23 protein-coding genes, 2 tRNA genes and 2 pseudogenes are annotated in these 22,056 nt (G+C 67.2%); 16 read left to right on the top strand and 11 right to left on the bottom strand.

Going from position 1 to position 22,056, the window contains the following annotated elements:
• Positions 1-26: 26 nt before the first annotated feature.
• Positions 27-929, bottom strand: coding sequence for an amidohydrolase family protein (locus tag ACSHSS_RS13915; protein ID WP_012213424.1), 903 nt, complete (start codon positions 927-929; stop codon positions 27-29).
• A 270-nt stretch (positions 930-1,199) separates the two neighbouring features.
• Between ACSHSS_RS13915 and ACSHSS_RS13910 the strand changes: the two are divergent.
• Positions 1,200-1,439: pseudogene (locus ACSHSS_RS13910) on the top strand (xanthine dehydrogenase family protein molybdopterin-binding subunit); the annotation flags it as partial.
• 229 nt (positions 1,440-1,668) lie between these two features.
• Here ACSHSS_RS13910 and ACSHSS_RS13905 read toward each other — a convergent pair.
• Both ACSHSS_RS13905 and ACSHSS_RS13900 read right to left on the bottom strand, forming a co-directional pair.
• A pseudogene (locus tag ACSHSS_RS13905) lies at positions 1,669-1,869 on the bottom strand (helix-turn-helix domain-containing protein); the annotation flags it as partial.
• A gap of 228 nt (positions 1,870-2,097) precedes the next feature.
• Positions 2,098-2,184, bottom strand: a tRNA-Leu gene (locus ACSHSS_RS13900).
• A gap of 250 nt (positions 2,185-2,434) precedes the next feature.
• On the opposite strand from ACSHSS_RS13900, the gene rnr reads away from it, so the two are divergent.
• From rnr to ACSHSS_RS13870, 6 genes are all read left to right on the top strand, one after another.
• Positions 2,435-4,891 (top strand): ribonuclease R, encoded by a 2,457-nt coding sequence (gene rnr, locus ACSHSS_RS13895; protein ID WP_217264153.1) that lies wholly within the window; start codon positions 2,435-2,437, stop codon positions 4,889-4,891.
• 142 nt (positions 4,892-5,033) lie between these two features.
• A complete protein-coding gene (rlmB, locus tag ACSHSS_RS13890; protein WP_006400207.1) occupies positions 5,034-5,777 on the top strand; it encodes a 23S rRNA (guanosine(2251)-2'-O)-methyltransferase RlmB in 744 nt (247 codons plus the stop codon).
• Positions 5,778-5,865: 88 nt separating this feature from the next.
• On the top strand, positions 5,866-6,741 hold the full coding sequence (locus ACSHSS_RS13885) for an N-acetylmuramoyl-L-alanine amidase (protein ID WP_105778456.1): 876 nt from the start codon (positions 5,866-5,868) through the stop codon (positions 6,739-6,741).
• A gap of 87 nt (positions 6,742-6,828) precedes the next feature.
• Positions 6,829-7,524, top strand: coding sequence for a ribose-5-phosphate isomerase RpiA (gene rpiA, locus ACSHSS_RS13880; RefSeq protein WP_445545104.1), 696 nt, complete (start codon positions 6,829-6,831; stop codon positions 7,522-7,524).
• Between the two features lie 273 nt (positions 7,525-7,797).
• The gene (locus tag ACSHSS_RS13875) at positions 7,798-8,514 is read left to right on the top strand and encodes a FadR/GntR family transcriptional regulator (protein ID WP_006400204.1); all 717 of its coding nucleotides are present in this window, start codon (positions 7,798-7,800) and stop codon (positions 8,512-8,514) included.
• 95 nt (positions 8,515-8,609) lie between these two features.
• On the top strand, positions 8,610-9,596 hold the full coding sequence (locus ACSHSS_RS13870) for a Gfo/Idh/MocA family protein (RefSeq protein WP_445545103.1): 987 nt from the start codon (positions 8,610-8,612) through the stop codon (positions 9,594-9,596).
• Between the two features lie 40 nt (positions 9,597-9,636).
• Here the strand turns inward: ACSHSS_RS13870 and ACSHSS_RS13865 are convergent, their stop codons facing one another.
• From ACSHSS_RS13865 to ACSHSS_RS13835, 7 genes are all read right to left on the bottom strand, one after another.
• On the bottom strand, positions 9,637-10,329 hold the full coding sequence (locus ACSHSS_RS13865) for an amino acid ABC transporter permease (RefSeq protein WP_006400202.1): 693 nt from the start codon (positions 10,327-10,329) through the stop codon (positions 9,637-9,639).
• A 128-nt stretch (positions 10,330-10,457) separates the two neighbouring features.
• Complete coding sequence (locus ACSHSS_RS13860; protein WP_105781643.1) at positions 10,458-11,252, bottom strand: cystine ABC transporter substrate-binding protein; 795 nt, start codon at positions 11,250-11,252, stop codon at positions 10,458-10,460.
• Positions 11,253-11,353: 101 nt separating this feature from the next.
• On the bottom strand, positions 11,354-12,391 hold the full coding sequence (locus ACSHSS_RS13855; RefSeq protein WP_006400200.1) for a quinone-dependent dihydroorotate dehydrogenase: 1,038 nt from the start codon (positions 12,389-12,391) through the stop codon (positions 11,354-11,356).
• 143 nt (positions 12,392-12,534) lie between these two features.
• On the bottom strand, positions 12,535-13,365 hold the full coding sequence (locus ACSHSS_RS13850; protein ID WP_006400199.1) for an arginyltransferase: 831 nt from the start codon (positions 13,363-13,365) through the stop codon (positions 12,535-12,537).
• A 33-nt stretch (positions 13,366-13,398) separates the two neighbouring features.
• Positions 13,399-14,163 carry a leucyl/phenylalanyl-tRNA--protein transferase gene (aat, locus tag ACSHSS_RS13845; protein ID WP_445545102.1) on the bottom strand — a complete coding sequence of 255 codons (765 nt, stop codon included), beginning with the start codon at positions 14,161-14,163 and terminating at the stop codon, positions 13,399-13,401.
• A gap of 8 nt (positions 14,164-14,171) precedes the next feature.
• Positions 14,172-14,717 carry an NUDIX hydrolase gene (locus tag ACSHSS_RS13840; protein WP_006400197.1) on the bottom strand — a complete coding sequence of 182 codons (546 nt, stop codon included), beginning with the start codon at positions 14,715-14,717 and terminating at the stop codon, positions 14,172-14,174.
• Between the two features lie 161 nt (positions 14,718-14,878).
• Positions 14,879-14,955: transfer RNA gene (locus ACSHSS_RS13835), tRNA-Met, on the bottom strand.
• Between the two features lie 194 nt (positions 14,956-15,149).
• On the opposite strand from ACSHSS_RS13835, the gene ACSHSS_RS13830 reads away from it, so the two are divergent.
• The 3 genes from ACSHSS_RS13830 to ACSHSS_RS13820 are packed head-to-tail and all read left to right on the top strand — an operon-like array spanning position 15,150 to position 17,171.
• Positions 15,150-15,647 carry a heme-degrading domain-containing protein gene (locus tag ACSHSS_RS13830; RefSeq protein ID WP_105842471.1) on the top strand — a complete coding sequence of 166 codons (498 nt, stop codon included), beginning with the start codon at positions 15,150-15,152 and terminating at the stop codon, positions 15,645-15,647.
• Between the two features lie 9 nt (positions 15,648-15,656).
• Positions 15,657-15,989 (top strand): DMT family transporter, encoded by a 333-nt coding sequence (locus ACSHSS_RS13825; RefSeq protein WP_369717621.1) that lies wholly within the window; start codon positions 15,657-15,659, stop codon positions 15,987-15,989.
• Between the two features lie 33 nt (positions 15,990-16,022).
• A complete protein-coding gene (locus tag ACSHSS_RS13820; protein ID WP_445545101.1) occupies positions 16,023-17,171 on the top strand; it encodes an enoyl-CoA hydratase/isomerase family protein in 1,149 nt (382 codons plus the stop codon).
• Between the two features lie 160 nt (positions 17,172-17,331).
• Here ACSHSS_RS13820 and ACSHSS_RS13815 read toward each other — a convergent pair whose 3' ends face one another.
• Entirely contained in the window at positions 17,332-17,760 is a 429-nt protein-coding gene (locus tag ACSHSS_RS13815; RefSeq protein ID WP_006414416.1) for a hypothetical protein, read from the bottom strand.
• A gap of 341 nt (positions 17,761-18,101) precedes the next feature.
• Between ACSHSS_RS13815 and ssuD the strand changes: the two genes are divergently transcribed.
• The 6 genes from ssuD to ACSHSS_RS13785 all read left to right on the top strand — a co-directional run bounded on the left by ssuD (position 18,102) and on the right by ACSHSS_RS13785 (position 21,964).
• Positions 18,102-19,259: an FMNH2-dependent alkanesulfonate monooxygenase gene (ssuD, locus tag ACSHSS_RS13810; RefSeq protein WP_445545100.1), complete on the top strand. Its 1,158-nt coding sequence runs from the start codon at positions 18,102-18,104 to the stop codon at positions 19,257-19,259.
• A gap of 16 nt (positions 19,260-19,275) precedes the next feature.
• On the top strand, positions 19,276-20,085 hold the full coding sequence (gene ssuC / locus ACSHSS_RS13805) for an aliphatic sulfonate ABC transporter permease SsuC (protein ID WP_445545099.1): 810 nt from the start codon (positions 19,276-19,278) through the stop codon (positions 20,083-20,085).
• Complete coding sequence (locus ACSHSS_RS13800) at positions 20,082-21,044, top strand: ATP-binding cassette domain-containing protein (protein WP_445545098.1); 963 nt, start codon at positions 20,082-20,084, stop codon at positions 21,042-21,044. The genes ssuC and ACSHSS_RS13800 overlap by 4 nt, the downstream gene beginning before the upstream one ends.
• Positions 21,045-21,100: 56 nt before the next feature.
• Positions 21,101-21,316: a TOBE domain-containing protein gene (locus ACSHSS_RS13795; RefSeq protein WP_006400187.1), complete on the top strand. Its 216-nt coding sequence runs from the start codon at positions 21,101-21,103 to the stop codon at positions 21,314-21,316.
• A 141-nt stretch (positions 21,317-21,457) separates the two neighbouring features.
• Positions 21,458-21,655, top strand: coding sequence for a hypothetical protein (locus ACSHSS_RS13790; protein ID WP_006400183.1), 198 nt, complete (start codon positions 21,458-21,460; stop codon positions 21,653-21,655).
• A gap of 54 nt (positions 21,656-21,709) precedes the next feature.
• On the top strand, positions 21,710-21,964 hold the full coding sequence (locus tag ACSHSS_RS13785; RefSeq protein WP_445545097.1) for a hypothetical protein: 255 nt from the start codon (positions 21,710-21,712) through the stop codon (positions 21,962-21,964).
• The last annotated feature ends 92 nt before the right edge of the window (positions 21,965-22,056 follow it).

Genomic DNA, 22,056 nt, shown 5'->3' with positions numbered 1-22,056 from the left:
CGCCGAGCGGCGCGTGCTTGCGTCGTTTATGGATTGCCGGGCGGGAAACCGTACAGCCGGGCCGGGTTGTCGACGAGAATCCGGCGCCGCATTGCTGCGTCGGGTGCCCACTGCGCGAGCAGGTTGCGCAGATGGCCGGTGTTGGGCATCCTGGCCGCTTCCAGCGACACGTGCGGCCAGTCGCTGCCCCAGACCATCCGGTCGGGCGCGTCGTCGATCAGCGCCTGCGCGAACGGCGTCACGTCGTCGAACGTCGGGAAGCGATCGCTGATCCGGTAAGCGCCCGACAGCTTGACCCAGAAGCCATGCCCGACCACCAGTTCGCGAAGGGCGGCGAACCCCGGTGAAGCCAGCCCTGCGGCGACGGGCGTATGGCCCATGTGATCGACGATGCCGGTGATCGGCAGCTTCGCCATGCGCGGCATCAGTTCGGGCAGCGTCTTTACATCCATCAGGAACTGCATGTGCCAGCCCAGATCCTTGATGCGGTGCGCCAGCGTCTCCATCGCGGCGAAGCCGATGCCGCCGCCGAATAGCACGTTGATGCGCAGCCCGCGTACGCCGGCCTCGTGCATGGCCTCGAGTTCCCGGTCGCTGATCTCGGCCGGCACGACGGCGATGCCGCGCAGCCGCTGCGGATGACGGCGCAGCGCCTGCAGCATGTAGCGATTGTCGGTGCCGTGCACGCTGACCTGAACCAGCACGCCATAGGTGCAGCCCACAGCGTCGAGCATCGCGAGGTATTGCTGTTCCGACGCGGGCGGCGGCGTGTAACTGCGTTGCGCGACCATCGGATAGTCGGGGCTGGTCGAAATCACGTGCGCGTGCGTATCGACGGCGCCCCGAGGCATCTCGAACGCGGGCGGATCGACATCGGGTAAAGGGGCGGCGCATCGAAATTCGGCGCCGGAATGAGCCGGTTCAGTCATCGTGGTCTCCTCGAATGATCGGAAGCGAGCCATGCGGATCATACGTGCGCCCGGTGTCGGTCGGTGCTTGCCGAGCGATCACTTTACGTGCGCACGCGGCGCCCTGGCGCGCCATGCGAGCAAGGGCGCGCATAGGGGCCGGCGAGCACGGATTCCGTGGCTCGAGAAGCGTAGCCGGAACTGCACGCCCGATACAGCGAATTAATCAATAGCCGAACGTTCGCTTTTTCGAAACATTGCAAGCCTGCTCATGGCGGATGCGGGCGCGCGTTGAGCGCGGCGCTGTACAACCAGATTCAGATCAAGGACGGACGGGTCGTGCAGGCCAACTTCCCCGACTACCCGGTGCTGAAAATGGCCGAGACGCCGGTGATCGAAACGCACCTCGTGCCGAGCGTGGCCGAACCGGGCGGAGTCGGTGAAATTGCCGTGCCGCCGATCGCGCCGGCTGTCGCACATGCCGTCGCGCAACTCACGGGCAAGCCGGTGCGGCAGTTGCCGATGGTCTAGCGAACGCGTTCGGAAGGCGCGGTATCGAGTGCTTGCGTCGCGGCAGACCGACCGACAGCGCGAAGGAGCGAATTCTTCGACGGACCCTTTCGCGCGGCATGCCTCAACGCGCATGGGTTCTGGTCGCTCGAGAACCCGCACACAAAATGGAGGTCCGGCGCGAGGCCCGCTTTCGCGCGCCGGACGGTAGCGTCGACCCTCACGACTCCCACCGCACCGCTGCAAGCCGTTATCGGCGCAGGTCATTCACTGTTTTGCCGGTCCATCGTTTCAGCGCGCGGCGGAAATTTGCGCCGTCGCTGAATCCGAGGAGCATCGTAATGTCGCTCGTGTTCATGCGCGTATCTTTCAGATACTCGCGTGCCAGCGAGCAGCGAACGTCGTCGACGATTGCCTGGAACGACGTGCCGATGCCGTCGGCAGCTCTTCGCGCCGACAAAAAAACCATAAAGTCTTGATTCTTATGGAGTTCGTTGAGCTTCACCGGGTTGCACCGGAACAGCTGACGGTGGCGGGGAGAGGACCCGGTCACACGAGCGCGCCGCCCCGGTTGCCCTTACAAGCGCAGCCCGTCGAGTCCCACGCAAAGCGCGCAGGCGCTTTGCTTCCTGGGCTGAAAATGAAAAAGGCCGGCATGAAGCCGACCTTTTTAAAACAGTGGTGCCCAGGAGAGGACTCGAACCTCCACGGTGTTGCCACCGCTAGGACCTGAACCTAGTGCGTCTACCAATTCCGCCACCTGGGCACGTTTTGCAGTAGCTGCTTGCTGCAAAGAAGCGAAATTATAGCGCCCCAATTATTCGTGTCAACATTTTTTTGCGATGCGCCGCAGGGCGGCCGTCGCCGCGTGCGGCCGCGCGACTCGGCGTCATTTTGCGACACGGCCGGGTGATAGAATGAGCCGCCGCCGTCACTATAGAACTGTCTGACGGACACTTCTATGTTGATGCCGTGCACCATCTGTCAACGCAACGAGAACAATCATCGACAAACCCTTGAGCAAATATCCGTACCCCATTCCGAGCCGTGAAGAGATTCTCGGCGTGCTGCGTACGAGCGACGCGCCGCTGGCCGCCAACGACATCGCGGAAGCGCTGTCGATCAAGCGCCAGGAGCGCGAAGGGTTCTTCCGGCGTGTCGCCGCAATGGAGCGCGACGGCCAGATCCGGCTCGACAAGCGTGGCCATTACCAGCTGACCCATCCGTCCAATTTCGTGGCCGGCCGCGTGCAGGGCCATCGCGACGGCTACGGCTTCGTCATTCGCGACGACGGCCAGGACGACCTGTTCCTGCCGAACGGCGAAATGCAGAAGGTGATGCACAACGATCGCGTGCTCGCACGGATCGTCGGCTACGACCGCCGCGGCCGGCCCGAAGGGCATGTCGTCGAGGTCACCGAGCGCGCGAACAAGCGCGTGATCGGCCGTCTACTGAACGAGAACGGCGCGCTGATCGTTGCGCCCGAAGATAAGCGCATCGGCCACGACATCCTGATCACGCAGAACGTGAAGAAGGCGAAGGTCGGGCAGGTGGTCGTCGTCGAGCTGACCGATTTCCCGAGCCGTCATTCGCAGCCGCTCGGCCGCGTCGTCGAGGTGCTCGGCGACATCGACGATCCGGGCATGGAAATCGAAATCGCGGTGCGCAAGTACGGCGTGCCGCACGAATTCAGCCCGGCGGCGCTCGACGAGGCCGCCGCGCTGCCCGACAAGGTGCGCCCGGCCGATCTGCGGTTCCGCGTCGACCTGCGCGACGTGCCGCTCGTGACGATCGACGGCGAAGACGCGCGCGACTTCGACGATGCCGTCTACTGCGAGCCGACGAAGGTCGGCCGCGGCGACGGCTTCCGGCTCATCGTCGCGATCGCCGACGTGTCGCACTACGTGCAGCCGGGCAGCGGGCTCGACGCCGACGCACTGGAACGCAGCACGTCGGTCTACTTCCCGCGCCGCGTGATTCCGATGCTGCCGGAGAAGCTGTCGAACGGCCTCTGCTCGCTGAACCCGCAGGTCGACCGCTGCGTGCTCGCATGCGACATCGTGATCACCGCGCGCGGCGAGATCAAGGCGTATCAGTTCTATCCGGCCGTGATCCACTCGGCCGCGCGTCTCACGTATACGGAAGTCGCGGCGGTGCTCGCCAACACGAAGGGGCCGGAAGCCGCGCGTCGCGCGGAGCTGCTGCCGCACCTGCAGAACCTGTACGGCGTGTACAAGGCGCTGTTCGCGGCGCGCCAGAAGCGCGGCGCGATCGACTTCGACACGACCGAGACCTACATCGTCTGTAACGCGCAGGGCAAGATCGAGCAGATCGTCCCGCGCCAGCGCAACGACGCGCACAAGCTGATCGAGGAATGCATGCTGGCCGCGAACGTCTGCGCGGCCGACTTCCTGAAGCGCAACAAGCATCCGGGCCTGTACCGCGTGCACGCGGGGCCGACGCCGGAGAAGCTCGAGAATCTGCGTGCATTCCTGCGCGGGATGGGCCTGACGCTCGGCGGCGGCGAGACGCCGCACGCGAGCGACTACGCGGCGCTGATGGCGCAGATCCGCGACCGGCCCGACGCGCAGATGCTGCAGCCGATGCTGCTGCGCTCGATGCAGCAGGCCGTCTACAGCCCCGACAACATCGGTCACTTCGGCCTCGCGTACGACGCCTACGCGCACTTCACGAGCCCGATTCGCCGCTATCCGGACCTGCTCACGCACCGCGCGATCTACGCGATCCTGTCGGGCAAGAAATACGTGCCGAAGGCGCCGGAAGGGTTCGAGCTGAACACCGCGCTGTCGCCGCGCGCCCGCGCGATGCAGCAGGCGGACGACGAAGCGCGCAACCGCTCGCGCAGCAACACCGCGATCTGGGAAGAGCTCGGCCTGCACTGCTCGGCGAACGAGCGGCGCGCGGACGAGGCGTCGCGCGACGTCGAAGCCTGGCTGAAGTGCTATTTCATGCGCGACAAGCTCGGCGAGGAGTACGGCGGGATGGTGAACGGCGTCACGTCGTTCGGCATCTTCGTGCAGCTCGATACGCTGTTCATCGAAGGGCTCGTGCACGTGACGGAGCTCGGCTCCGACTACTTTCAGTACGACGAGATCAAGAACGAGCTGCGCGGCGAACGCACGGGCATCCGCTATCGGCTGTCGGACCGCGTGCGCGTGCAGGTGAGCCGCGTCGATCTCGATGCACGCAAGATCGACTTCCGGCTCGTGCGCGACACGCCGGTGAAGGCGCCGCGTCCGGTCGTTGCGTCGACACCGGGCGCCGAGCGCGGCGGCCCGCGCGTGCGCGCGCTGCCGCAGGCGGAAGAATCGGCGCCGCATCACAAGAAGGCCGCGAGTGCGCCGAGCGCCGCGGTGAAGGAAGCGCGCGCGGCGCGCGCAGCCGCGAAGAAGAAGGGCGGCACGGCGGCGAAGGCCCCCGCGAAGAAGGTGCGCGCCCGCAAGAAACACTGAGCGTGCGGGGCGCAATGCGCTCCGCCGAATCGAAAGACGCCGCGTCGCCGGTCACGTGCCGGCCACGCGGCGCTTTCCTTTTCCATGGATCGCGGCTGCGCGCGTCGTGCGGCCGCACGTTTGATCGAAGGTTGTTCCAGTCATGTCACGTCTGAAGGTTCTTTACGGTTTTCATGCGGTGACCGCACGCTTGCGGCACGATGCAGCGACGGTGGTGGAGGTGCTGTACGACCAGACGCGTCGCGATCGCCGCATGCAGGACTTCCTGCACGCCGCGAAGGAAGCGGGCGTGCGGCTGATCGCAGCCGACGAGACGCGTCTGTGGGGGCTCGCGCATACCGAGCGTCACCAGGGTGTCGTCGCGCGCGTCGAAGACCTCCCGCTCGCGCAAAACCTGTCCGAGCTGCTCGACGGCATTCAAGGGCCGGCGCTGTTGCTCGTGCTCGACGGCGTCACCGATCCGCACAACCTCGGCGCGTGCCTGCGCGTCGCCGATGCGGCCGGCGCGCATGCGGTGATCGCGCCGCGCGACCGTGCGGTCGGGCTGAACGCCACGGCGGCGAAGGTCGCGAGCGGCGCTGCCGACACCGTGCCGTACATCACGGTCACGAACCTGGCGCGTGCGCTGCGCGAGCTGAAGGAAGCCGGCGTGTGGATCATCGGCACGTCGGACGAAGCGTCGGCGACGCTGTACGACACGAAGCTCGACGGCCCGGTTGCGATCGTGATGGGCGCCGAAGGCGAGGGCATGCGCCGCCTCACGCGCGACACGTGCGACGAAGTGATGAGCATTCCGATGGCGGGTAGCGTCGAAAGTCTGAACGTGTCGGTGGCGAGCGGCGTATGCCTGTACGAAGCGGTTCGGCAGCGGCGCGCGAAAGGCTGACGCGTCGGCCGCGCCGCGAGCGCGCAGCACGATGCGCATCGCGCGCCCGCAAGCGCAGCGGCGTGTGTTTTCTTCGGATTCTCGATCGATGACATCGTTTCGCGTCGGCGCGTCGTGCGCCGCCTTGTGCCTGCTTGCCGCGTGCGCGTCGCCGTCGCTCGTCGAACGCGGCAACTACTATGCCGATACGAGCCTGCACGCGCGCGGCGCCGATTCACGGATCCGCTTTCTCGTGATGCACTACACCGAAAGCGACGAGGCGAAATCATTGCGCACGTTGACGGGCGATACGGTCAGCGTGCACTACGTGGTGCCGGCTCATCCGCGCAGCGAGCGCGGGCAGCCGGTCGTCTATCAGCTCGTGCCCGAAGCACAGCGCGCGTGGCATGCGGGCGTCAGCGCATGGCAGCAGACGACCGAACTGAACGCGGCATCGATCGGCATCGAGAACGTGAATCGCGGCCCGCTCGATCCCCAGCAGCGCACGTGGCAGCCGTATCCGCCGGAACAGGTCGATGCGCTGATCCGGCTGTCGAAGGACATCGTCGCGCGTTACGGGATCGCACCGACGCGCGTGGTCGGACACAGCGACATCGCACCGCAACGCAAGATCGATCCGGGCCCGCTGTTTCCGTGGCGCGCGCTCGCGCAAGCCGGCGTCGGTGCGTGGCCCGACGACGCGACGGTCGCCGCGCGGCTCGCGGGCCGCGACCCGCATGCGCCCGTCGACGTGCGCGAGTTGCAGACGAAGCTCGCGCGCTACGGCTACGACGTGCCGACCGACGGCGTGCTCGACACGCGCACGCGCCGCGTGTTTTCGGCGTTCCAGATGCACTTTCGTCCGTCCGACTATGCGGGCGATGCCGATGCCGAGACGGACGCGATCGCGCAGGCGCTGCTCGACAAGTATTTCCCGGGCCAGCCGCCGATGGATGGCGCGCCGTCCGACGTCGATCCGCAGTGAGCGACCGGCGCGCCGAAAACGGGCGGCCGCTCGCGCGAGTCCGGTAAACTGGCGGTTTTTCCGCAATCCTGCAGCATGACCCATCCCATGACTCAAGACGAACTCAAACGCCTGGTCGGCCAGGCCGCCGCCGATTACGTGATCCAGAACGTGCCGGAGGGCGCGGTGATCGGCGTCGGCACCGGCTCGACGGCGAACTGCTTCATCGACGCGCTCGCGGCCGTCAAATCGCGCTATCACGGCGCCGTATCGAGCTCCGTCGCGACGACCGAGCGCCTGAAATCGCACGGCATCAAGGTGTTCGACCTGAACGAAGTGGAGTCGCTGCAGGTGTACGTCGACGGCGCCGACGAGATCGACGCGAGCGGCGCGATGATCAAGGGCGGCGGCGGCGCGCTGACGCGCGAGAAGATCGTCGCGTCGGTCGCCGACACCTTCGTCTGCATCGCCGACGCGAGCAAGCGCGTGCCGGTGCTCGGCGCGTTCCCGCTGCCGATCGAAGTCGTGCCGATGGCGCGCACCGCGATCGGCCGGCGCGTGACGGCGCTCGGCGGCGTGCCGGTGCTGCGCGTGACGAAGGACGGCGCGCCGTACATCACCGACAACGGCAACGAGATCCTCGACGTGAAGGGGCTGCAGATCGCCGATCCGTGCGGCTTCGAGGCGCAGGTCAATGCATGGCCGGGCGTCGTGACGGTCGGGCTGTTCGCCGCGCGCGGCGCGAACCTGTGCCTGCTCGGCACGGAACACGGCGTCGAGACGATCGTGTATCCGGCGCGTTGAAACATCGAGGTGCAGTCAGAACGCGCACATAGCCGTAATGGATTGCATGTTTAAATTTTGAAAAAATCAGGGCCCGGCAGGCGCAGCGCGCTTCCCGGGCTTTTTTGAGGCCGTATCGGCCTCCGCGTCGAAAAGAGGGATAACCCTGTCAGGTGTTTACCAGATAGCGGAATGGCCTCGAACTCATCAACTTATAGATCATAAGAACAGTCGTAACCAGGGCCGGCGGAACTGCGGAGCAGGTTTTCGCAAATCGACGCACGGGGAGGTGTCATGGAGCAGGGCAAAGACCGGTCACTGGTCGCCAAAGTGATGGATGGACTTGTCACGGGTATCGTCGAGGACAAGTATGGCGGCATCCTGCCGCCGCAGGACGTGCTATCGAAAGAGTTCGACGTGAGCCGCACGGTGATGCGCGAAGCATTGTCGATGTTGCTGGCGCGCGACATGCTCGACGTACGTCCGAAAGTCGGCACGCGCGTGCGTCCGATGCGCGACTGGCGCATGATCGACGAAGATGTCGTCAGCTGGCGGTTCAGGGCGAAACCCGATCCGCAGTTCATGCGCGACGTCATCGAGTTCCGCATGCTGATCGAGCCGCGCGCCACCGCGCAGGCGGCCGTGCGTGCGACCGCGACCGACATCGCCGGCATCCGTGAGGCGTTCGAAGCGTTCAAGGTGCTGGAGCCCGGCGATCCCGGCTACGACACGGCGGACGAACTGCTGCATACGCGCATCGTGCAGGCGAGCGGCAATCAGTTCTTCCAGCAGATGGCGGCGATCGTGCGCGGCGCGGTGCGGCTGGTCAATCCGCGCGTCGTGCAGAAGGAAGGCGCGCACGAGGTCGCGGTGCAGGCGCATGCGCGCGTCGTCGATGCGATCGAGCGGCGCGACCCGCGCGAGGCGGAAGCCGCCGCGCTGGCGCTGATCGATTTCAGCGCGGACGAGATCTCGCGCGACTTCTCGGTCGAAGTGCCCGTGCGCGCGTGAGCGCGTTGCCGATCCGGATGCCGGCGCGCCGTTTATCATGACGGCCTGCCGGCGTCGTGCCGGCCGTTGCTCCACGACCGACACGGAAGATCCGGATGAACGACCTCGATCAGCGCCCGGTGCGCTTCGGCATCATCGGCGCGGGCGGCATCGCGCGCCGCTTCGCGCAAAGCCTCGCGCACGTACCGGGCGCCGCGCTCGCGCACGTATGGGCACGCCGCGCGGACGCGGCGGCCGCGTTCTGCGCGGCCTGCGGCGGCACGCCCGCGGCGAGCGTCGACGCGCTGCTCGCGTCCGACATCGATGCCGTCTACATCGCGACGCTACACGACAGCCACGCGCAGTACGCACTCGCCGCGCTCGCGGCCGGCAAGGCCGTGCTCTGCGAAAAGCCCGCGACGCTGAACGCGGCGCAGCTCGACGCCGTGCTGCGCGCCGCACATGCCGCCGGACGGCTGTTCATGGAAGCGATGAAGCCGCCGTTCTTTCCGCTCTACCGCCGGTTGCGCGCACATCTGAACGCCGATCCGATCGGCGAGATCCGGCTCGTGCGGGCGGGGTGCGCATCGTCGACGGTGCCGGCCGAGCACTCCGTGTACCGGCTCGATCGTGCGGGCGGCGCGCTGCTCGATATCGGGATCTACGAGGCGTTTCTGGCCGTCGACTGGCTCGGTGCACCCGTCGACGTGCAGACGCTCGGCCGTCTCGGCCCGACCGGCGTCGACCTGTTCGCAAGCCTGAACAGCCGCCACGCGAACGGCGGCATCGCGCAGCTGTTCTGCGGGCTCGACGTGATGGGGCGCGGCGATGCGCTGATCGCGGCCGCGGGCGGCCACGTGACGATTCACGAGAAATGGTGGAATCCGGCGCGCGCAACGATTCGCTATGCGGACGGGCGCACGGTCGAACTCGATGCGCCGTTCGAAGGCGGCGGGCTCAACTACGAAACCGCGCATTTCTGCGAGTTGCTGCGCGCCGGCGAGATCGAAAGCCCGATCGTCACGCATGCCCATTCGCGGCAGATGATCGCGATGACCGACGCGGCACGCGCCGCGCTCGGCGTCCGTTATCCGGACGAGTGACGGTGCGGCGCGCGGCGCAGCGCGTGCCGCGCGGCCGCGGTCAGTGCCGTGCCGGCAGCGACAGGCGCTTCTCGTACCAGCGCTGCACCCACTCGAGAATCTGGCACAGCACCCAGTAGATGGCCGCCGCCGCGAGATAGAGCGGCAGCGGCTGATAGGTCGCGGCGATCATTTCCTGCGCGCTGCGCAGCAGCTCGGTCACGGTGATGACGGACACGAGCGACGTGTCCTTGATCAGGCTGATCAGGCTGTTCGACAGGCTCGGCACCGCGATGCGCAGCGCCTGCGGGCCGATCACGTAGCGCAGCGTCTGCCCCCACGAGAGGCCGAGACTGTACGCGGCGAGCCACTGACCGCGCGCGATCCCGTTGATCGCGCCGCGCATGCTTTCGGACATGTACGCGGCGACGTTCGCGGACAGCGCGATCACGCCGGCCGGCGTCGGATCGAGCGAGATGCCGAGGCTCGGCAGGCCGTAGTAGATCACGAAGATCTGCACGAGCAGCGGCGTGCCGCGCATCAGGCTGACGTAGGCGCGCGCGAGCCATGCGAGCGCATTGACCCAGATGCGCTCGAAGCCTTCCAGCGGTTCGCCTTGCCGGATGCCCATCATCGCCAGCACGACGGCGCCGAGCAGGCCGAACACCATCGAGAGCACGGCGAACTTGACGGTCAGAACGGCGCCCTGGGCGAGCACCGGCAGCGATTGGACGAGCAGGGACGTGGTCGACATGGAATACGGAACGGATGCGTGCGCGAAAGCGCAATCATAAACCGGACGAATAAAACAAAGGGCGGCATCGTTGCAGATGCCGCCCTTGTCGGTCCGCCATCAGGCGGCGCGTGGAGGCCGGAGGGCGCTTACTTCAGCGGCTTCGTCACGTCGATGCCGAACCACTTGTCCGAGATCTTCGTGAACGTGCCGTCGGCTTCGAGCTGCGTCATCGCGTCGTCGATCGCCTTCTGGAACTTCGGGTTGCCCTTCTTGAACGGAATGCCCGACGGATTCGCCGAGCCGACGTTCGCGCCCGGCCGCAGCGGCAGCTGCGAGTTCTTCGTCAGGTACGCGAGCATCAGGCGATCGTTGAGCGCCGCGTCGAGACGGCCGGCCGCGAGATCGCGCAGATACTCGGGCGCGCCCGGATACGTCTTCACGTCGATGCCCGGCACCGACTTCGCCATGTCCATGTAGTTCGTGCCGAGCGCGACGCCGAGCTTCTTGCCCTTCAGGTCTTCGAGCGACTTGAACTGGCGCGTGTCGTCCTTGCGCTGGATCAGCTGCGCGGACGAATACGTATAAGCCGGTGAGAAGTCGAGCGTTTCCTTGCGCTTGTCGGTGATGCCGACCTGGTTGACGATCACGTCGAACTTGCCTGCCTGCAGGCCGGCGATGATGCCGCTCCATTCGGTCGTCACGAATTCCGGCTTCACGCCGAGCTTCGCGGCGACGGCCTTCGCGATGTCGACGTCGAAGCCGACGAGCTCGCCTTGCGGGCTCTTCGAATTGAACGGCGGGAACGTGCCCTCGAGGCCGATCCGCAGCGTGCCGCGTTGTTTGACCTGGTCGAGGAGGTCGGCCGCATGCGCGGTCGCGGCGGCGAACGACGTGCCGATCAGGCCGGCAACCAGCAGCTTCTTCAGCAGCGCAAATTTCATCGTGTGAGCTTCCTTGCCCCGACGGGGCTCATGATCTGACAATGGCGTCGATCATAGCAAAAATACAATCGACGTCTAAATATCGTTTGTTTATGCCTATATTACGCGGCACGCTCGCGCGCGATCGCCTTCACGCATTCGGCCACGAGCGCCGGGCCGCGATAGATGAAGCCGGTATAGAGCTGGACGAGCGATGCGCCGGCCGCGAGCTTCGCGCGCGCGTCATCGCCCGAGAAAATGCCGCCGACGCCGATGATCGGCACCGCGCTGCCGACTTCCGCGTGCAGCTTGCGGATTACCTCGTTCGACGCGTCGAACACCGGGCGGCCCGACAGCCCGCCGGCTTCGTCCGCGTGCGGCAGGCCTTGCACGGCGGCGCGCGACAACGTCGTGTTGGTCGCGATCACGGCTTCGATCTTGTGGCGCAGCAGCGTATCGGCGATCGCCTTGACCTGTTCGTCGTCGAGATCGGGCGCGATCTTCAGCGCGAGCGGCACGAGCTTGCCGTGCAGGTCGGCCAGACGCTGCTGCTTGTCCTTCAGTGCGGCGAGCAGCGCGTCGAGTTCGCCTGCGCCCTGCAGCTGGCGCAGGTTCTTCGTGTTCGGCGACGAAATGTTGATCGTCACGTAGCTCGCGAACGGGTAGACACGCTCGAGGCAGTACAGATAGTCGTCGGCGGCGCGCTCGATCGGCGTGTCGGCGTTCTTGCCGATGTTCAGGCCGAGGATGCCGCGATAGCGCGCGGCCTGCACGTTCTTCACGAACTGGTCGACGCCGTGGTTGTTGAAGCCCATCCGGTTGATCAGCGCCTCGGCCTGCGGCAGGCGGAACATCCGCGGGCGCGGATTGCCGGGCTGCGCGCGCGGCGTGACCGTGCCGACCTCGATGAAGCCGAAACCGAGTGCCGCGAGGCCGTCGATGGCCGCGCCGTCCTTGTCGAGACCGGCCGCGAGGCCTACCGGGTTGCGGAACGTGAGGCCCATCACCGTACGCGGCGCGTCGGGCACGCGCGCCGACAGCGCGCAGGCGAGGCCCGTGCGGCCGGCAGCGCCGAGCGCGCGCAGCGTGAGGTGGTGAGCGTCTTCCGCATCCATCTTGAACAGGGATGCGCGGGCCAGCGGATAGAGGGAACTGAACACGGGAATTGGGCGGACAGCCGGAATGAATGACAACCCGCTATTTTACCGGGAGTTGTGCGGCAGGGGCGGGCTTTGGTCCGGTGTGCTCGCGCGCCACCATCTTTGCGCGCTGCCGGTGCGCAAGCGGCAGCGCCGCGTACCGCTCACACCGAGCCGGTGTGACCGCCGGGCAGCGGCGCGCGCGCGAGTGCGGCGTCGACGGGCGGCAGATCGACGCGCGCCGGGTCGAGCACCTTCCAGCGGCCGTCGATGAGTCCTTCGAGCGGATGGAAGTTGGCCTTGTACGCCATCTTCGGGCTTTCGCGAATCCAGTAGCCGAGATAGACGTACGGCAGGCCGAGGCTCTTCGCCTGTTCGATCTGCCAGAGGATGTTGTACGTGCCGTAGCTCGTGTGCGGATCGTCCGGCTCGAAGAACGTGTAGACCGACGAGAGCCCGTCGCCGAGGATGTCGATCATGCTGACCATCCGCAGCTTGCCGGGCTCGCCGTCGGGCGCATCGGGATCGCGGAATTCGACGAGGCGCGAATTGATCCGGCTTTGCAGCAGGAACTGCTCGTACTGGTCGCGGCTGTCGCGGTCCATGCCGCCGCCCGCGTGGCGCGCCGACTGATAGCGCATGTAGAGCGCGTAGTGATCTTCGTCGTAGTGCAGCGGCGATACGGTCGCGACGAGCGCGCGATGCCGCTTCCACATCCGGCGTTGCGTGCGCGACGGCGCGAACGCGGCGACCGGCACGCGAACCGGCACGCAGGCGCGGCAGCCGTCGCAGTACGGCCGATAGGTGAACACGCCCGAGCGGCGAAAGCCGGCCTTCACGAGCTCGGTGTAGATGTCGGAGTTGATCAGATGGCTCGGCGTCGCGACTTGCGAGCGCGCGATGCGGCCGTCCAGATAGCTGCACGGATAGGGCGCCGTTGCATAGAATTGCAGCGCCGAAAGCGGTGAAAGCGGCAGCTCAGTCGGGTGAGTCATGGGCAGCTCTCGATGCAGGGATGGAGTGCCGCGCTAGCGCTCGATCCCGGAAGGGGCCGCCGGCTCGGTGCGGCCCGTCAGCGCGGCGAGCACGCGCTTGTCGAACTGCCACGGAATCGGCGGTTCGGCCACCGCGCGGCGCACGTGAGCGACAAAGGCCTTGCGTGCGATCTCGCGGCCGCCGAGCGACGCTAGATGCGACGTATTCTGCTGGCAGTCTATCATCTCCAGCCCGTGCTCGCGAAGGTGGGCGACGAGCGTGGCCAGCGCGATCTTCGAGGCGTCGGTGACGTCCGCATACATCGACTCGCCGAAGAACATCTGCCCGAACGCGACGCCGTACAGCCCGCCGACGCGCCGTCCGTCGTGCCATGTCTCGATGCTGTGTGCATTGCCGGAGCGATAAAGCGACGTGTACGCGTCGATGATCTCGGCCGTGATCCATGTGCCGCGCTGCCCGCGGCGCGGCGCCTGTGCGCACGCACGCATCACGCCGCGGAAGTCGTGATCGACGCGCACTTCCCATGCGGGATCGCGCAGCACGCGCTTGAGCGTCTTCTTCAGCGACGGCGATACCTTGAACTCGTCCGGCACGAGGATCATCCGCGGGTCGGGGCTCCACCACAGCACGGGCTGGCCGTCCGAATACCACGGGAAAATGCCGCGCAGATACGCGTCGATGAGCCGCGACGGCAGCAGATCGGCGCTCGCGGCAAGCAGGCCCGGCGCGCCGGTCGCAGGTCCGAGCGCGCGTTCGACGGGCGGAAACGGATCGTCCGGGCCGAGCCAGGGAACCATGGGCCGATTCAGCCGTTGCGCAGCGAGCGGAAGATGTCGCCGGTGTGTACGCCGTAGTCGCCGGTCGCGCGATCGGCGAAGAAGAAGCGCAGCGTCTGGCTGACCGTCGGGAACGCGATTTCGTCCCACGGGATGTCGGCTTCGTCGAACAGCTTGACCTCGAGGCTTTCCTCGCCGGCCTCGAATTCCGGATCGACGAGCCGCGCCAGATAGAACAGATGCACCTGATGCACGTGCGGCACGTTCAGCAGCGTGAACAGGTTCTGCACCTCGACGCGCGCGCCGGCTTCCTCGAGCGTTTCGCGCGCGGCCGCCTCGGCGGTCGTTTCGCCCATCTCCATGAAGCCTGCGGGCAGCGTCCAGAATCCGTAACGCGGTTCGATCGCGCGGCGGCACAGCAGCACCTGTTCGCCCCATACCGGCACCGTGCCGACGACGTTGCGCGGATTCTGATAATGGATCGTGCCGCAGTGATCGCAGACGAAGCGCTCGCGGTTGTCGCCCTGAGGGATGCGCGCGATGACTTCGTGGCCGCAGACGGAGCAGAATTTCATGTCGAATGGAAGGGACGAGGTGATTGCGAGTGTATCACCGGGGCGGCGCATTCTCGAACGCGCGCATCGGGCGCGCGGCGGTGCGCACACGACGGACGGAAACCGCACGGAAAACAAAAAGCCCGGCGCGAGGCCGGGCTTTCTGCGGAAATCGGGACGCTTGGTTGCGGGGGTAGGATTTGAACCTACGACCTTCGGGTTATGAGCCCGACGAGCTGCCAGACTGCTCCACCCCGCGTCCGTCGAAAGATTGAATTATAAGGAGTAACCCGAGCGCGTGCAAGCACTTTGTGAGAATCGCGTTCGAAAGGCGGCCGGGGTCGGGACGCACGACGCGTGCGCTAGAATCGAGCGGTTTGTGTCGTCACTCCGGCAGCGGGGCCGCGATCGCAGCGGCGCCGTTGCGATTCTCATTACAGCATCGACGGATTCATGGACATCGCTCACGATCTGCAATCGATCGGCGCGCAGGAACAGGCGCTCGTGTTTCCCCACTTCGATCCCGCGCGCGCGTGGGCGCTCGGCAACCGCATGCATGCACTCGCCGCGTCGCGCGGGCACGCGATCGCGATCGACATCGCCACGTTCGGACACCCGCTGTTCTTCTCCGCGCTGCCCGGCGCGACGCCCGACAACGCCGACTGGGTGCGCCGCAAGCGCAACGTCGTCGCGCATTTCCGCCGCAGTTCGTATGCGATCGGGCTGCGCATGCAGCAGGCCGGCACGACGCTCGCCGACAAGCACGGCCTGCCGCTCGCCGAATACGCGCCGCACGGCGGCGCGTTTCCGCTGACCGTCGCGGGCGCCGGCGTGATCGGCTCGGTCACCGTGTCGGGACTGCCGCAACGGCTCGATCACGAATTCGTCGTCGAAACGCTGTGCGCCGAGCTCGGTCAGGACTACGGCGTGCTGGCGCTCGCGAGGAGCTGAACGATGCAGCTGCCCGGATACGCCTGGCTCGCGATCGCGATCGTCGCGGAAGTGATCGGCACGTCGGCGCTACGCGCGGCGGACGGCTTCACGCGCTTCTGGCCGTCGACGCTCGTCGTGGCCGGTTACGGCGTCGCGTTCTACTGCCTGTCGCTGACATTGCGCACGATGCCGGTCGGCATCATCTATGCGGTGTGGTCGGGCGCAGGCATCGTGCTGATCACGCTCGTCGCGATGCTGCTGTACCGTCAGGTGCCCGACCTGCCGGCGGTGATCGGCCTCGGCCTGATCATCTCGGGCGTCGTGGTGCTGAACCTGTTCTCGAAGATGCAGGCGCACTGAACGTGCGCACGATTGCCCGATAGATAGACGCTCATGACCGACACCGCTTCCGCTTCTCCCGAATCCGCCCAGCCCGACGTGCGCGCGTATGTCGCGAACCGCATCGGCTTTCTCGAACTGAACCGGCCGAAGGCGCTGAACGCGCTGTCCGTCGGGATGATCCGCACGATGCAGCAGGCGCTCGATGCGTGGCGCGACGATCCGGACGTCGTCGCGGTCGTCGTGTACAGCCCGCACCCGCGCGCGTTCTGCGCGGGCGGCGACGTACGGTTCTTCCACGACGCATGGCAGCGCGGCGACCGCGACGCGGTCGACACGTTCTTCATCGAGGAATACACGCTCAACCACGCGATCTTCACCTATCCGAAGCCGTACATCGCGCTGATGCACGGCGTCGTGATGGGCGGCGGGATGGGGATCTCGCAGGCCGCGCGGCATACGGGCGGGCTGCGCGTCGTCACCGATTCGACGAAGATGGCGATGCCCGAAACCCGCATCGGGCTGTTTCCGGACGTCGGGATGAGCTGGTTCCTGGCCCGTACGCCGGGCATGATCGGCCGCTACCTCGCGGTGACGGGCGCGACGCTCGACGCGGCCGGCGCGCTGGCCGCGCAGCTTGCCGACGTCTACCTGCCCGACGCCGCGTTGCCGGCGCTGATCGACGCGCTGAAGGGCACGCGCTTCGACGACGGTGCGCAGGCCGTTGCATGCGTCGCCGATGCGGCGGCCGCGCACAAGGTCGTACCGACGCCCGATACCTCGGCGCTCGCCGACGCGCGCGCCGCCATCGATCGGCATTTCGCGCAGCCCGACATCGGCGCGATCGTCGCGTCGCTCGAGGCGGAGCAGGACTGCGCTGCCGTCGACGGCTGGGTCGAGAAGGCGACGCATGCGATGCGCAGCGAGCTGTCGCCGCTGTCGATGGCCGTGTCGCTCGAAGTCGTCGACCGCGCGCGCGGCGCGACGATGGCCGAATGCCTGCGGCGCGATCTCGATCTCACGCGCTCGACGTTCGCGCGCGGCGACGTGATCGAGGGCGTGCGTGCACTGATCGTCGACAAGGATCACCGGCCGGCTTGGCGGTTCAAGTCGATCGCCGACGTCGATCGCGCGGACGTGCTCGCAATGTTCGACAGTCCGTGGACGCCCGACACGCATCCGCTGCGTCATCTGAAGGACTGAATGCGCGCTGCCGCGTGAAGCGGCCTATCGAAATGAAAAGGCCGCCTGTCGATGCAGGCGGCCTTTTCGTTGGTGGGCGTTGGAATGCGCGGTATGTGGTTCGGCGATCGGCGATCGGCGATCGACGGGCGTTCGAACGCGGGCGTCCGTGCGTCGCCGGTCAGTCTTCGCCGGCGTCGTCCGACATGAACGCGCGCATGAACACGAGCGCGCCGAAGCCCCAGACCGCATTGGCCGCGAAGCCGGCCGCGAGCACCGGCATCATGTTGCCGGACGGCCAGAGCCCGCGCAGCGGATCGATCGCGAACACGCGCGCGGCGGTCAGCACGATGCCGCCGAATAGCAGCGCGCCGATCCACGGCGCCTCGCGCTCCGGCGACACGCGCAGCAGCCATGCCATCGGGATCGCGAAGCACGCGCTGATCAGCGCGTTGGCGACAAATTCAGGAATACCGAGCGGCGCGAACGGCTGCGTCGAGAAGCCGGCCGCGGCGATCAGATCGGCCGTATGCAGCAGCGCCAGCGTCGCTTCGCGGAAGAACAGGGCGGCCAGGAAGCCGGAGAGGAAGGGCAGGATGACTTTCTGCATCGGTCGTTAGTGCGCTGCATGCGCGTGCGGCGAAGCCGGATGCGCGCGGTTGTTCGGACAGGGCGTCATTATAGGGCCGGGCCGGCGCATATTCGCTGCAGCGTCGCGCTAATCACGAAAGCGGAAAACCTAAGCTCAAAAAAATCGTTCCAAAGCCTCGCCCCGGTCCCTAGACTGATTTCCCAGAAGCCGCCGTGCATCCGCGCATTCGCCCGCCGCACGGCCCGACCGGCGAACCATCCCGATTCGAACGCACACCATGCATGCGGCGCCGACGCGCGCCGCGAGCAGGGCGACGTTTTATCTCAATTCTGGCAAGGACAGTCACGCAGGAGCAGCAGATGAATGTGTTCTGGTTTATTCCCACGCACGGCGACAGCCGCTACCTCGGCACGGCCGAAGGCGCACGCGCCGCGGACTACGACTACTTCCGGCAGGTCGCCGTCGCGGCCGACACGCTCGGCTACGAAGGCGTGCTGCTGCCGACCGGACGCTCGTGCGAGGACGCGTGGGTCGTCGCGTCGAGCCTGATTCCGGCAACGCGCCGGCTGAAGTTCCTGGTCGCCGTGCGGCCCGGCATCGCGTCGCCGGGGCTTTCCGCGCGAATGGCCGCGACGTTCGACCGGCTGTCCGGCGGCCGTCTGCTGATCAACGTCGTGACGGGCGGCGATGCGGCCGAGCTCGAAGGCGACGGGCTGTTCGCCGATCACGATACGCGCTACGAGATCACCGACGACTTCCTGCATATCTGGCGCGGGCTGCTCGCCGCGTCGCACGACAACGACGGCTTCGACTATATCGGCAAGCATCTGCGCTCGAAGGGCGGCAAGGCGCTGTATCCGCCGGTGCAGCGTCCGCATCCGCCGCTGTGGTTCGGCGGTTCGTCGCCGGCCGCGCATGCGATCGCGGCCGACCACATCGATACCTATCTGACCTGGGGCGAACCGCCCGAGGCCGTCGCGAAGAAGATCGCCGATATCCGCGCGCGGGCGCAGGCGCGCGGCCGCGAGATCAAGTTCGGCATTCGTCTGCACGTGATCGTGCGCGAAACCGAGGACGAAGCATGGCGCGACGCCGACCGGCTGATCAGCCGTCTCGACGACGACACGATCGCCCGCGCGCAACAGGCCTTCGCGAACATGGACTCCGAAGGGCAGCGCCGGATGGCCGCGCTGCACGGCGGCAAGCGCGGCGGCCGCGAGACGCTCGAGGTGTATCCGAACCTGTGGGCGGGCGTCGGCCTCGTGCGCGGCGGGGCGGGCACGGCGCTCGTCGGCAATCCGGAGCAGGTCGCGGAGCGCATGCGCGAATACGCGGCGCTCGGGATCGAGACGTTCATCCTGTCCGGCTATCCGCATCTTGAAGAGTCGTACCGTTTCGCGGAACTCGTGTTCCCGCTGATCAAGGGCAAGCAGGCGCAGCGTCCGACCGGACCGCTGTCGGGGCCGTTCGGCGAGATCGTCGGCAACAACTATCTGCCGAAGACGAGCCAGAGCTGAGCGAAGGGAGGCTGCAATGACGACGATAACGTCGACGACCGGCGGCGCCGCCGCCCGTGCGTGGCGCGGCATCGCGCCGTGGCTCGTGCCGCTCGCGCTGCTGGTCGCCTGGGAGATCGGTACGCGCACGGGCTGGCTGTCCACGCGCGTGCTGCCGGAGCCCGTCGCGGTCGTGCGGGCCGCGTGGTCGCTCGTGACGTCCGGCGAGATGTGGGCGAACGTCAAGGTCAGCACCTGGCGTGCGCTGCTCGGCTTTGCGGTCGGCGGCGGCGTCGGGCTCGCGCTCGGGCTGGCGACCGGACTGTCGAAGACCGCGGAGGTCGCGCTCGATTCGACGATCCAGATGATCCGCAACATTCCGGCGCTCGCGATGATTCCGCTCGTGATCCTGTGGTTCGGGATCGACGAGAAGGCGAAGCTGTTCCTCGTCGCGCTGGGCGTGTTCTTTCCCGTCTACATCAATACGTATCACGGCATCCGGTCGGTCGACGCGAGCCTGATCGAGATGGCGAAGAGCTACGGCGTGCGCGGCTTCGCGCTCTACCGGCACGTGATTCTGCCGGGCGCGCTGCCGTCGATTCTCGTCGGCGTGCGTTTTGCGCTCGGGCTGATGTGGGTGATGCTGATCGTCGCGGAAACGATCTCCGCACAGTCGGGCATCGGCTACATGACGATGAACGCACGCGAATTCCTGCAAACCGACGTCGTGGTGGTCGGCATCCTGCTGTACGCGGTGCTCGGCAAGCTGGCCGACGTGCTGGCGAAATGGCTCGAGCGCGTGACGCTGCGCTGGCACCCGGCCTATCAATCAGGAGCGAAGGCATGAATGCGACCACTTCGGCGGCCGTCTACGGGCCGCTGGCCGGCGCCGATCTCGAAGCCGAACTCGCGCAGACGCGCGTCGCGGACGACGCAGCGCGCGACGCGGCGATCGTCGAGCGCGACGGCGGTGCGGCCATCGTGCCGCTTGCGCGGCGCCGCGCGGGCGATGCGGCGTCCGACGATGCGGTGACGCTGAGCGGCGTCAGCAAGCGTTTCGGCACGCGCACGGTGCTCGACGACGTCGATCTGCGGATCGCGCGCGGCAGCTTCGTCGCGATCGTCGGGCGCAGCGGCTGCGGGAAATCGACGCTGCTGCGGCTCGTCGCCGGCCTCGAGCAGCCGAGCGACGGCACGCTCGCGACGCGCGGTGCCGCCGGCGCCGCGCTCGATACGCGAATCATGTATCAGGACGCGCGGCTGCTGCCGTGGAAGACCGTGCTGCAGAACGTGATGCTCGGCCTCGGCCGCCGCGCGCGCGACGACGCGCGTGCGGTGCTCGCCGAAGTCGGCCTGCTCGAGCGCGCGGACGACTGGCCCGCGCAGCTCTCGGGCGGTCAGCGCCAGCGCGTCGCGCTTGCACGTGCGCTCGTGCACCGTCCGGAGTTGCTGCTGCTCGACGAGCCGCTCGGCGCGCTCGACGCGCTGACGCGCATCGAGATGCATGCGCTGATCGAGCGGCTGTGGCGCGAGCATCGGTTCACCGCGCTGCTCGTCACGCACGACGTGCAGGAAGCCGTCGCGCTCGGCGACCGCATCCTGCTGATCGAGCAGGGGCGTGTCGCGCTCGACCAGCCCGTGCCGCTCGAGCGGCCGCGCGCGCGGGCGTCGGCAGCGTTCGCCGCGCTCGAGGACCGCGTGCTGCAGCGTGTGCTCGGCGGACGCACGGAGGAAGTGCGCGACGCCGACGCGAACGTCCACGCGAGCGGCGGGCGGTCCGTCGCACGGATCCGCTGGGCCGTTTAATCCGCGGGCGGCACTGGCCGCCCGTTTCCCGACTTTTTTTCGGAGCGATCAACCCGATGAGCATTACTGCAATCAACGTGCGCAACCAGTTCAAAGGCAAGGTGAAGGAGATCATTCGCGGCCCCGTCGTGTCCGAGGTCGACGTGGAGACGCCGTTCGGCATCGTCACGTCCGTCATCACGACGCGTTCGGTTGACGAACTCGAACTGAAGGTGGGCGCCGAAGTCGTCGCGCTCGTGAAATCGACCGAGGTATCGATCGCGCGGCTGTGAGCGGCCGCACGCGTCGGGCGGCGATGCCGCCTGGCGTCGTGCGGTGCGCCGTCGAGACGGCCGTTTCGTCGGCCGATCGGCCGGTGTTCGACGTCCGGGCGAAGTGCTAGGATGGAGCGACATCGATGCCGGAGGCCGCGCATGACGCCCATTCTTTCTCCCGAAGCCATCGAGGCGCTGAAGTGGATCGACCGGTTCGGCGAAAGCCGGCCGGTGCCCGCTGCGTTCGACGACGTCGTCTACGCGTTGCTGAACGAGGGGCTGATCTATCAGGCCGCGGCCGGCCGCGTCGACCTGACCGCCGACGGCAAATCCGTTTTGTCCGACAAATACGACTGACCTGACGGCGCGCGCCGCGCCGGCGGCGTTGCGCCGTGCACGACGGAGCGTGCGATGGAACCGACAGGCAGCGATCTCGGCGACTACAGCGAGCCTTATCGCGGCTTCGAGATCGAGGTAAAGACCGAGCAGGTTTGGGACGGCGAGCATGTGCACTACCGCGTGCTCGAGCGCGGCAAGGTGCGCATCGACTGGCGGCTCGTCAAGGTCGACGGAATCCTGCTGACCGAGCGGCGCGTGATCGAGCGCGTGCTCGACGAAGCGCGGCGCGCGGTCGACGCGGAACTCGGCGACGCGAGCGCGCGTTAGCCGCGCCGGCCAGGCGTGCGCCGGTTGCGGTAAAATGCCCGGTTGTTCCCGCGCCGCCTGTGCCCGATTCCATGTCCGCTTCGTCTTTGCTT

Source organism: Burkholderia sp. BC1 (assembly GCF_052683555.1).
The sequence above is the reverse complement of the archived record's forward strand: the minus strand, read 5'-3'. Positions and strand labels throughout refer to the sequence as shown.